1 rRNA gene is annotated in these 1560 nt (G+C 56.1%); it reads left to right on the forward strand.

The features are described from left to right. Nucleotides 1-14 precede the first annotated feature (14 nt). Nucleotides 15-1540, forward strand: a 16S ribosomal RNA gene (locus IEU99_RS10925). The last annotated feature ends 20 nt before the right edge of the window (nt 1541-1560 follow it).

The raw sequence follows: 1560 nt of genomic DNA on the forward strand, positions 1-1560 counted from the left end.
TGTTTTGTTCATTTTTTGTGGAGAGTTTGATCCTGGCTCAGGACGAACGCTGGCGGCGTGCTTAACACATGCAAGTCGAACGGAAAGGCCTCTGCTTGCAGGGGTACTCGAGTGGCGAACGGGTGAGTAACACGTGGGTGACCTGCCCTGCACTTTGGGATAAGCCTGGGAAACTGGGTCTAATACCAGATAGGACCACATGGTAGTTCGTGTGGTGGAAAGTTTTTTCGGTGTGGGATGGGCCCGCGGCCTATCAGCTTGTTGGTGGGGTAATGGCCTACCAAGGCGGCGACGGGTAGCCGGCCTGAGAGGGTGGACGGCCACATTGGGACTGAGATACGGCCCAGACTCCTACGGGAGGCAGCAGTGGGGAATATTGCACAATGGGCGCAAGCCTGATGCAGCGACGCCGCGTGGGGGATGACGGCCTTCGGGTTGTAAACCTCTTTCGCAAGGGACGAAGCTTTTTGTGACGGTACCTTGAGAAGAAGCACCGGCTAACTACGTGCCAGCAGCCGCGGTAATACGTAGGGTGCGAGCGTTGTCCGGAATTACTGGGCGTAAAGAGCTCGTAGGTGGTTTGTCGCGTCGTCTGTGAAATTCCGGGGCTTAACTCCGGGCGTGCAGGCGATACGGGCATAACTTGAGTGCTGTAGGGGAGACTGGAATTCCTGGTGTAGCGGTGGAATGCGCAGATATCAGGAGGAACACCGATGGCGAAGGCAGGTCTCTGGGCAGTAACTGACGCTGAGGAGCGAAAGCATGGGGAGCGAACAGGATTAGATACCCTGGTAGTCCATGCCGTAAACGGTGGGCGCTAGGTGTAGGGATCTTCCACGATTTCTGTGCCGTAGCTAACGCATTAAGCGCCCCGCCTGGGGAGTACGGCCGCAAGGCTAAAACTCAAAGGAATTGACGGGGGCCCGCACAAGCGGCGGAGCATGTGGATTAATTCGATGCAACGCGAAGAACCTTACCTGGGCTTGACATACACCAGATCGGGCTAGAGATAGTCTTTCCCTTGTGGTTGGTGTACAGGTGGTGCATGGTTGTCGTCAGCTCGTGTCGTGAGATGTTGGGTTAAGTCCCGCAACGAGCGCAACCCTTGTCTTATGTTGCCAGCACATAATGGTGGGGACTCATGAGAGACTGCCGGGGTGAACTCGGAGGAAGGTGGGGATGACGTCAAATCATCATGCCCCTTATGTCCAGGGCTTCACACATGCTACAATGGTCGGTACAACGCGCAGCGAGCCTGTGAGGGTAAGCGAATCGCTGAAAGCCGGCCTCAGTTCGGATTGGGGTCTGCAACTCGACCCCATGAAGTCGGAGTCGCTAGTAATCGCAGATCAGCAACGCTGCGGTGAATACGTTCCCGGGCCTTGTACACACCGCCCGTCACGTCATGAAAGTTGGTAACACCCGAAGCCCATGGCCCAACCACTGTGTGTGGAGGGAGTGGTCGAAGGTGGGATCGGCGATTGGGACGAAGTCGTAACAAGGTAGCCGTACCGGAAGGTGCGGCTGGATCACCTCCTTTCTAAGGAGTATTACTTTTTT

It is taken from the genome of Corynebacterium pelargi (assembly GCF_014635485.1).
Classification (GTDB): domain Bacteria; phylum Actinomycetota; class Actinomycetes; order Mycobacteriales; family Mycobacteriaceae; genus Corynebacterium; species Corynebacterium pelargi.